The sequence below is a fragment of the Arthrobacter sp. 4R501 genome, from assembly GCF_002929755.1.
Lineage (GTDB): Bacteria > Actinomycetota > Actinomycetes > Actinomycetales > Micrococcaceae > Arthrobacter.
Genome location: NZ_PJIW01000036.1, coordinates 1 through 9,552, shown reverse-complemented (window position 1 = coordinate 9,552; position 9,552 = coordinate 1). Strand labels below are relative to the sequence as shown.

Sequence of the window (9,552 nt, the reverse complement as noted above, 5' to 3'; positions counted from 1 at the left end):
CCTATGCCGAGCCCGCGGCTATGCCGAGGCTGCCGTCGGCCCGGGCTGGTGTGCGTGGTCCCTGCGGTTTGTGGCTCGGGATAGTTACAGGCTCTCGAGGAACGCGAGGATCTTGTCTGTTGGGTGGTATCGGCCAGGGCTCGCGGATGCCGGCGTGGTCAGAGCGAGGGCTTTCTCCTTAATGATGATGTCGGCATGGACGTACGCGTCGGTGGACCGGACTCCGGCGTGGCCGAGCCAGAGGGCGATCACCGAGGTGTCGACCCCGGCTTGGAGCAAGGTCATCGCGCAGCTGTGACGAAACACGTGAGGGTGGATCTTCTTGCCCGATAGCGATGGACATGTTCGGGCAGCGGTCGCTGCGTGTGTGCTGACCCGCAGCGCTACGGCGTCGCGGGAGAGCCGCCGCCCGGTCCGGGTCGGGAACACTGGCTCGTGTGGTTGGCCGGCTCGTTCGGCAAGCCAGGAACGCAGCAGTCCCTCGACGGGAGTGGCGAGTGGCACGGCGCGTTGTTTGCGTCCTTTGCCTTCGCAGCGGACGTTCGCGCCGGTGCCCAGCGTGACATCGGCGCAGTTCAGGCCCGTGAGCTCGGAGACCCGCAGACCCGTCTGGATGGCGAGGAGCATCAGGGCCCTGTCGCGCCGGCCCTCCCATCTGGACTGATCCGGGGCCGCGATGATGGCGTCGATCTCGGGCGGGGTCAGGAACGTCACGATGCGCTTGTCGAACCGCTTCGGCGGGATGGCGAGAACACGCTGGATCAGCAGCGCATGCTCCGGATGACGTAACGCGGCGTAGGAGAACAGTGAGCGGATTGCTGTCAGGCGGACGTTTCGGGTCCTGATGCTGTTGCCCCGCGTGGTCTCCAGATGATTGAGGAATCCAGAGATCATGGTCGCGTCCAGGTCGTCCCAATCCAGCCTTGAGGGCAGCTTGCCGGTCCGTGTGTGGATGAACTCCAGGAGCAGCTTCAGGGCGTCCCGGTAGGCGGCGATGGTCCGCGGGCTGGCTTGGCGCTGTTGGGCGAGCCGGTCTGTGAAGAACATCTGCAGGGTCGGTGCGATCAGCGTCATGATCGCACCGCCGTCCAGCGGGTATTTTGGCGTGCCGCGGCCAAGGCCAGCAATTCCGGCGCGGCCGACAGATACCAGTAAGTCGATGCCGGTTCACGGTGGCCCAGGTAGGTCGATAGCCATGGAAGCTTCGCCTGCACGTCCTCGCCGGTCCGATACCAGCTGAGCAGGGTGCGGACCGCGAAAGTGTGCCTTGTGCCCGCAGAGGCTGTGTGCAGGTGACCTTGTGTGGCGATTGAGCAGGGGCATCGTTGCGGGCGTGTTCGCGACTCACGCATCCGGGCGTGTTGCATTCCGGGATAGTCGATGTGATGCATCTCATCCTGTGGGGGCTTGGGGGTTGGGCATGCGCGATCATGGTTCGGGCTGGAACAGGTGTCGCTGAGTTTCTCAGTCGTGCTGCCATCTCGCGCGCGGCCGGCGATCTGGCGGAGGGCGCGCTTCGAGGCTCTCGATGGATCCTTTCGGCGCAGCAACATCAACTGCAGGTTCCGATGATGGTGGTTCGCGAGGGCAGGCGGCTCACCGTGCTTGTGCCCGCGGCGATCTCGCGGAGTCGGAAGATCTCCTCGTGCTGGGCGGCAAGCCGCGCCAGGACCTGGGCGCGGAAGTCTGTGAGTTCGTCGATCGTCTGCTGCGCCTGTGTCAGCCGTTCCCGGAGGTTGGTGATCTCTGCTTTGAGCCGGGCGATCTGGGCCTCGCGAGGGTCAGGGATTTCGCCCGTTTTTTGCAGTGCCTGGACCCGCCGTTCGAACTCGACGCGGAGGTGGGCGTAGGGGCGCGTGCCGTAGAACGCGGTGCGGTCGACGGCGGCTTCGTGGGCGAGTGTTTTGATGTCGCATTTGCCCGCGGGTGGAATTTCGCCGCGCAGGAGTCGGTCCATGGCGGCGCGGATGCGGTTCTCGTTCTCTGTGCGCTGGGCTGCGGTGATTCTCATGCGGACTCCTGGTCGGTGGCGGTGCTGGCGGCGTCGATCCCGGCGACGACGCGGAGGGCTCGGTCGAGATCTGTCTGGAGCCGGGTGTGCTCGGTCTTGCGCGTGGTGCCGAGTTGGCCGAGGAAGATCTTGGTGCGTTCGGCGTGTTCGGCCCAGATGGGACGGTGGCCGGGGTGGTGGGTGGCTTGTGGGCAGCGGGCTGAGTCGCACAGGCCAATCAGTGGGCGTTCGGCGGTGGGGGTGCCGGCGAGCTTGAGGCAGAGGGCGCGGGAGGGGTCGGTGAACCAGCAGTAGTTCGCCGGGCCGAGGTGGAGGACCTTGGCGCGTTTGGTCAGCAGGTTCAGCGCGTCGCGGTCGCTGCGTTGGGTTTTGGGTGCCTTCGCGGAGGTCGCGTCGAGTTTGGCGTCGATGTGAGCGAAGAAGTCGGTGAGGCTGCTGGCGCCGGGGCCTGCTGGGAGGATGCCTTGCTGGTAGTTGCGGTACTCGGCGAGGACGAGGTTGAGGTTGCGGTCGCTCTCGTGCTTGTTGACCTCGGTGAGGAGCTCGGCCTGGGCCCCGCCGGGGCGGGAGGCATAGCCTTCTGTCGTGGCCACGGCAATGTGCTTGAGGTGGATCTTGGAGGCGAGGACTCCGCCGGGCCGGTAGGCCATTTCCAGTGCCAGGGTTCGCCTGAGCATTCGTAAATTCACTTGCCCGTCAGGGATGGGTGCGAGCCCGAGCCGTTGCCCGGCCTGGGAGTTGACCCAGTTCCTGAACCACCGGTAGCGGACGTCGAAGGCGAACCGGCCGAATAGCAGGGCCCCGTCCTGTGGGCCGTGGTGGAGTTGCTCGGCCAGTTCGATGGCGCGATAGACCGGCTCGACGACGACCCATTCGTCGTCGGTTCCGCCGAGCGGCTGGCCTTTGATGACCTTGCTGGCGATCCGAAACCGGGTGAGGCCGGGAACAGGTTCCTCGGGCGGGCGGCGGCAGCCGATCCGCAGCTCCATCAGTTCACTCGCGCGCATTCCAGACACCGTGGCCAGCGTGGTGATCGCGGCGGTGCGGACGATGCCGACCAGGGCAACGGCTTCCTGCCGGTGCAGGGGAAGTGTCCAGGGCAGAGAGGATGCCCCGTCTGCTGCCTTGATCTTGGCGGCGTCCCGTCCGAAGACCTTCTCCACTCCCACCACTGCGAGGGTTCTTTCCAGTGGTCCGCGCAGGGTCGGCAGCCATCGTGAGCAGTACTGGCTGGCCCCGGCCTGCCGGGCCAGGACGCCCGTGGCCACCGGCAGCAGGGGATCATCGGGATCCCAGCCGGCGGCGAGCCGGTCGGCGATATGGTGTTCGGCCAGCATCGGCAGCGGTGTGCACGTTCGTTCGTATTCGGTCAGCAGTCCCGTGAACTCGGCCACCGGCGCGGGACCGGCGGGGCGGAGCCCTTCCGCTTTGCAGGACGAGGTGCGGTCGGCTTCCCGTATTTCCCGGGCGAGCTCGATAACGTGGGGGCCGAGGGTGGAGACCAGATAGAGCGCGGCGGCGAGCATCGGCTGCAGGACTGTGTCTTCGACGGCTGGGGTTTTGTTCTGTGTCCGGCCGCAGGGCATCTCGGCGACCGCCGAGGCCGTGGCGCCACCCCATGGCCGCAGGTCCGCGGAGACACGGTCGGCGGTGAACAGCTCGCGGTAGTCGACGAGGTCGACGATGATCTGTGCGGCGGAGCGCCTAGTTGCGTGGCTCTGTTCACCGACGATGGCCCCGTGCTGGTCGAGCACGTAGCGGCGGTGGGCCAGGTAAGCCTCGCAGAGCCGAGTGTCGAGTTGTTCCAGGCCGTGCACTCCCTGGCCTGCCAACCAGGCGAGGAATCGGGTGAGTTCGCCGAGCCGGCCCGCGCAGGTGGTCAGGTGCAGTGCGGTGCGGTAGGCGCGGGGCAGCGGGATGACCGATGCGTGCCTGGGGGTGAGCATCGCCAGCACGAGTTCCTTGGCGACCAGACGCCAACGGGGGCCGGGGATGACTGCGAAGTCAAAGCGCCGCGCGCGTCGGGACATCTGAGCCGGCAGGCCGATGACGCGGGTGAAGTCCCAGATGTCGTCCTCGAAGCGAGAGCGGTTCGCTCCGGCGGGCAAGGCGAGTCCGGCTTCGCGGCAGACGTCGGCGCCGGCGAAGACCGCGGAACGGTCCTCGAAAGAGAAGATAGCAGCGGGGGTACTCACGCGGTGAGCTCCTCGGGACGCAGGGGCAGTTCCTCATCCCGGTCGGCGGCACCAGCGGCGGCAGCGGCGAGGACGCCCGGGTCGAAACGGTCCAGGACCTGTTGGATTCGGGCGGCGTAGGGCCCGAAGACGGACATGAATTGTGCGGCGGGCATCTGCTGCCACTGCCGGGAGAAGAACGCTTTGAGCCGCAGCAGATTAACCGCGTGCCGTGGGGCGAAGACTGCCAGCGGGCAGAGGAGGCAGACCCACGGGCGGGCCGGGCAGGGCTTGCCCTTCGGACCGTGCAGCCCGGAGAGCTGGTCCCCGCAAGCGGCGGTGAACACATCGCGCTGCCCGCCGACCAGTTCGGCGATCGCGGCGTCGTCCAGGTCCATGGCTGCGACCAGCTGCGGATAGCCTTGGGCCAGTGCCGCCGCGTCCTCTTCGGTGATTACGGTGGGCGGGTGGGCGCGTCGGAGCATGTCGTGCTGGGCGTCCTCGATGATTGTCTCGGCGGCGCTTTGCTGGGCGGGGGTGGTGGCGGTCAGGTAGTGGTCGCCCTCGACCGCCGGGGTGTGGTTCGGGTCGATCGTGGCCCGGCCGCTGCCGGTCCAGGCGGTCTTGTCCCGCATCGCCTCGTGCGTGGTGCGGATCCGGGAGCGGTGGATCTTCAAGGGGCGCCCGTCCTCGCCGAGGATCTGGTGGCGCACGACCCACCGCTGGACGGTGACGCGCGCACCGGTCCCGGCGGTGACCGCGAAGTGCCCCGGCCGGGACAGGGCCAGCCACAGACGTCGCTGCTCAGCTGGCGTGCTGAAGCTTCTCAGCAGGGCCGAGTGCGCCAGCCACTGCTCCAGCAGGCGCACGGCACGGCGTGGCAGGTTCAGGCTCTCGGCGGCCGTGCGGCCCTTGATGTAGGAGAGCAGGATCGTGCTGTCTCCGGCCCAGTCGATGTCATCGGTGACCAGGTCGTCGATGCCGTCGGGGACGATGCCGGAGTAGACGCCGAACAGCAGCCGGTAGGCGATCATCGCGTGGTGGGTGGGGAAGAGATCAGCGCTGGCCTGCATGAATCCGCCGCGCTGCTGGACCGCAGAGTCGGTGCAGCCGAGTTCTTCGCCGAAGCGGGCCGCGTTTACCGGGCCGAGCCGGGCCAGCAACCAACGCACATTCTCCGGTTTCCAGCCGCCGGAATCCGGATGTTTCCCCTGGGCGGCAGCGGCAAGAGCCCGCCGGTGAGCGGCGTACGACTCGTCGGCGAGGGTGCGGCAGACCTCGGTGAGGCGCTGCCACTCGGCCTCGCTGTAGGGCGGCAGCTGGCGATGGTTGGGCTGGAGGTTGTAGGGCCGTCCTGCCGCAAGCTCCGCCACTCCATCGGCGAGCCCGCCGCCGACCTGCGCGAATGCCCTCACCATCGCCCGGGTGCACGCTTCCCGGGGGCCGGTGCTGCCCAGCCAGAATTCAGCGAGCTGTCCCCGTCGGAGCTGGGCGGCGCCGCCGGCGAACTCTCGTCCGGCGAGAGCCCGCACCATCTGCCGCAGAGCCTGGACGTAGTGGTTGACCGTGCCCGCTGAGTCCGCCGTGCCGTGCGGGTGGACCAGGTCGACCAGCCCGATGGCCAGATCCCGGGCCAGGCGGGGGTTCGGCAGGCCCTCCAGGGAGAACTCCGCCCGGCTGCCGTCGCTGAACACGCAAGCGACGCCGAGCGGTTCGTCGATAAGCATGGTCGGCATCAGGGCTCTCCTTCGTCTTCGTTTTCGTACTGAGCGAACTCGTCTGCGGCCTCGCGTTCGGCCCGCGCATCCCCGGTCAGTCCGGCCGCTGCTCCGGCCCCTTCGTATGCCTCCCGGTAGATGCGGGTCGTGTCCAAGCGGCGGAGGTACTTTTCCGTGGTGAGAACGGTGGAATGTCCTAGCAAATCGCGCAGCACCAGCAGCGGATCGGCCTTGGTCAGGTAGAAGACCAACGCGGCGTCGGCATCGGTGTCCCGCACGAGCTTCGCGGCCTGCCGGTAGTGCCCCGTGACCAGGTAATCCAAAGTCCTCATCGAGAAGGTGTGGCGACATCGGTGGGGCCAGACATGCGGGAACCGGGGCTCGAAGCGGGCCCGGATCCGGTCTGATGTGCGCTCGAAAACCGTGGCCCAGGCGGTGAATGGGCCGCCGCCGTTCTTGAGTGCCAGCAGGCACGAGCCTCCGTCCGGGGCGACCAACCGGCGCCGCTCGGCCGGGGCCAGCGACGCCCAGGACCGCCGGACGCCATTGACCAGCCCGCCCCGGGCGTCAGGCTTGGTCACCATCAGCGGCTCGCCCCACCGCCGCGGCGGACGCCAGCCCGAGCCCTCCGCTGTGGCCGCCCGGTCCAGCTCCAGGTAGTCGTGAACACCGGCGAGAGCCTCGTAAGAGGTCCACGTGGTGCGGAACTTCCTGCCCTTGGTGATCCCCGCCGGCACCGGGAACGGGATCGGCACCCTGGTCGGCTCCGGCGGCAGCGTGGGGATTTCCCAGGGCAACAGGTAGGTGAACTCCTGCAGCCGCAGTCCGGTGGCCAGCGCGAGATCGCCGACAGCCGCGTTGCGGGTCATCTCCCGCCCATGGAAGCCGGTGTCGCGGGAGCCGTCCGGTGCCAGCCCCCGCAGGCCATTCCGGAACAGCCCGGTGAAGTCCGGCTCCAGGTACTTGATCCTCACGTGCGGCTTCGGGGTGCGGCGGACCGCCAAGTTCACCCGAACCTCCCGCCCCGTCCCCGCGAACAGCGCCCGCGCGGCCCGGTAGGTGAACGGCTCCGCCTTCGCGTACCCCTCGTTGATCGCCCACCCGTAGAACAGCGACAGGATGCTCATGTGCTGGCCCCACGTCGTCGCCGCGAAGCGGGCCTTCAGCGGACCCGCGGCCCGGTGCTCGGCATACCGGCTCAGCCCCGCCTTCAGCCGCTCCCGCGAGTCGAACAACCCCACCCCATGCTCGGCCAGGAACTCCATCCACACCTTGACCGCCCGCGCGTAGTTCTCCCACGAGCTCGGGGCCGGCGCCCCGCTGGCAGGAAGCTCACGCAGCCACCGGTTCACGGCTGCCGTAGGACGCGGCGCGGCCGGACCGTCCTCGAAGCACAGGTCGTCGTCGACGAGCACGGGCATCCCCTCAGGGATCAACGGCCGATGCTCGAGATCCCAGGACTCCCAGCCCCGGGACGAGAATAAATTCAGGATCACAGATGATGACAATAGAAACACCACACGGTTCAGCGCAAAACCCAAACACCCAGCCCGGCACACGAGATCGGGTCAATCACCACACGGAAACTAAGCAGAGACAATGTGCCGCAGATCGTGAAGCCTCGGCGCCGAGGGTGCCCCGTCCCCGACCCCGGCGGCATCGACCAGTTGCCGGAATGTCTGGCGTACGACCGCGTAGCAGAGGCGTCTGTGCGTCTGGGACACGAAGAAGCTTGGCTCCTCCGGTCGGGGTTCGAGCTCGTCGCGGAGTTGGGCGTAGGCGCTCAGTGCCTGCATTGCAGTGCTGTGAAGTGGAACCAGCCGGGATTTACCGAATTTGGATTCGCGGATCAGCAGCAGGCTCTCGGACCAGTCGATGTCGCTGCGGTCCAGCGTGATGGCCTCGCCGATACGCAGACCACCCGCTGCCATCAGACCAACCAGAGTCTCGTAGGTCGCGGCCCGCAGCGGCGATCGGATCAAGATGCGGGCCTGGCCCATCAGAGCTTCGACGTCGGCTGTGGAGTAGATGAACGGTCGGCGCCATCTTTGCCGGTGCGGCATCAGACCTAGCGGCGGGATCTCCGTGCCGGGGTAAATGCCGGCCAGGTAGCGGGCGAACCCGCGCGCTGCCGTCATCCGCCGCGGCCCCACGGTCGTCGACTGGCCTGTGGGCGATTGCTGCGCCCAGTCCAGTGCCGCTTCTATCGTCACCGTGGATGCTTCGTGGGCGTCCAGATAAGCCACGAAGCCTGGCAGCAGCCACCGGGCCTCGGCCATTTCGTGTCCGAGCGAACGACGCAGTTGCAGGTAATCCGCGAGATTCTGCTCCAACGTAATCACCGTACGACCCCCGGCCACGGCTGGGCGACCTGGCGCAGCGCGACCAGATCAACCTTGGCATAGAGGGCGGTCGTGGCCAGATCCTGATGGCGCAGGACCTGGCTGATCGCCACCAGGCCGGCGCCCTTGCGGAGGAGTTCACCGGCCAGCGCGTGCCTCAGTCCGTGCGGTCCGACGTTGGGCAGGCCTGCCCGTTTGCAGGCCCGCTCGACAACATCGCCGACCAGATCAGCGCGGATCGGTCCGCGCGGCGCCCGGCAGGTCAGGAACACATGGGCGGCATCCGCAGGATTCCGGCCAGAGGAGAGGTAGGCGACCAGCGCTTCGCCGACCTCTGACGGCAACGGCAACCGGTCTTGCCGGCGCGCTTTGCCCCGGACCATGAGTTCCCCGGACCGCCAGTCCACGTCACGCAGTTCCATGCGTGCGACCTCGATGGACCGTAACCCCAGCCGCGACACCAGCATCACTATCGCGAAGTCCCTGACACCGACCAGCGTGCTGCGGTCAAAGCTGTCGAGCAGAAGCTGCACATCCTCCGCGGACGTCCCCGGCGGCGGCAGAGTCGCAAAGCGCCATCCACCCACCGCAGGAACCGACGCACCCAGACTCGACCCGGTGAGGCCCTGCAGATAGAGGAAACGCAGGACCGAACGCAGCTCGGCCACCCGGCCCTTCGTCGAACCGGCCGACACCCGGGCGAATTCCCGCAGCAGGAACGCATTGATGTCCTCTCCGGTCAGAGCCTCCGGGGCGAACACGCCACCGACAGAAGACTCCTGAAGGAAGCGCCGGGCAGTGTTCTCGTAACGAAGCACAGTGCTCAGCGCCAAGCCACGCTCCTGGACCATCCACGATCGGTACGAGGCCAGGAGCGCACCCAAAGGTGTCACCAAAGGGGCACTTTCGGGGACGGCGCCCGCCTCCCGCAGGTAGCTCATCAGGGGAACCAAAGCGCGGGGACCTGGGCTCCTGCTCCGGCCAACCCTTCGCCGGGCAGATTGGAACGCGGTCACGCGTTCCTCGTTCAGATCCTCTACCCTCAGCCCCTCGGCAGAAAGCCAGAGACCGACCTGGCCCAAATCCTTCAACATGTTCCGGACCGTGCCCGGCGTGTAACCCCGCTGCGTCAACCACCCTCGGTAACCCTCGACGTGCGGCCACAGCTGGCCAGCTTTCCTTCTCGTTCCAGACAATGCACTCGCCTCCTTCACGGAAGCACGGTTGCTCCCATGAACAGGCTCCTCCCCGAGAAACTATGCCGATACGCCGAAGTTCACCTCTTCGAAAAACCAAACGCCTCCAGC

General features: G+C 67.5%; 7 protein-coding genes. All 7 read right to left on the bottom strand.

Translation table 11 applies throughout. The features are described from left to right. Positions 1–84: 84 nt before the first annotated feature. On the bottom strand, positions 85–1,074 hold the full coding sequence (locus CXR02_RS21625; protein WP_104063865.1) for a tyrosine-type recombinase/integrase: 990 nt from the start codon (positions 1,072–1,074) through the stop codon (positions 85–87). Positions 1,075–1,552: 478 nt separating this feature from the next. Beyond that, entirely contained in the window at positions 1,553–2,011 is a 459-nt protein-coding gene (locus tag CXR02_RS21615; RefSeq protein ID WP_104063864.1) for a hypothetical protein, read from the bottom strand. After that, positions 2,008–4,206 (bottom strand): hypothetical protein, encoded by a 2,199-nt coding sequence (locus CXR02_RS21610; protein WP_104063863.1) that lies wholly within the window; start codon positions 4,204–4,206, stop codon positions 2,008–2,010. Before CXR02_RS21610 ends, CXR02_RS21615 begins: the two co-directional genes overlap by 4 nt. Beyond that, positions 4,203–5,921 (bottom strand): hypothetical protein, encoded by a 1,719-nt coding sequence (locus tag CXR02_RS21605; protein ID WP_104063862.1) that lies wholly within the window; start codon positions 5,919–5,921, stop codon positions 4,203–4,205. The genes CXR02_RS21610 and CXR02_RS21605 overlap by 4 nt, the downstream gene beginning before the upstream one ends. Continuing rightward, positions 5,921–7,399, bottom strand: a complete 1,479-nt coding sequence (locus CXR02_RS21600; RefSeq protein WP_219816477.1) for a site-specific integrase — start codon at positions 7,397–7,399, stop codon at positions 5,921–5,923. Before CXR02_RS21600 ends, CXR02_RS21605 begins: the two co-directional genes overlap by 1 nt. 90 nt (positions 7,400–7,489) lie before the next feature. After that, positions 7,490–8,236 (bottom strand): tyrosine-type recombinase/integrase, encoded by a 747-nt coding sequence (locus CXR02_RS21595; protein ID WP_146072583.1) that lies wholly within the window; start codon positions 8,234–8,236, stop codon positions 7,490–7,492. A 5-nt stretch (positions 8,237–8,241) separates the two neighbouring features. Next, positions 8,242–9,078 carry a tyrosine-type recombinase/integrase gene (locus CXR02_RS21590; RefSeq protein ID WP_219816476.1) on the bottom strand — a complete coding sequence of 279 codons (837 nt, stop codon included), beginning with the start codon at positions 9,076–9,078 and terminating at the stop codon, positions 8,242–8,244. Positions 9,079–9,552 lie beyond the last annotated feature (474 nt).

Coding starts and splice junctions, on each gene's coding strand:
- CXR02_RS21625 (WP_104063865.1), bottom strand. CDS start 1,074: ATGACGCTGATCGCACCGACCCTGCAGATGTTCTTCACAGACCGGCTC.
- CXR02_RS21615 (WP_104063864.1), bottom strand. CDS start 2,011: ATGAGAATCACCGCAGCCCAGCGCACAGAGAACGAGAACCGCATCCGC.
- CXR02_RS21605 (WP_104063862.1), bottom strand. CDS start 5,921: ATGCCGACCATGCTTATCGACGAACCGCTCGGCGTCGCTTGCGTGTTC.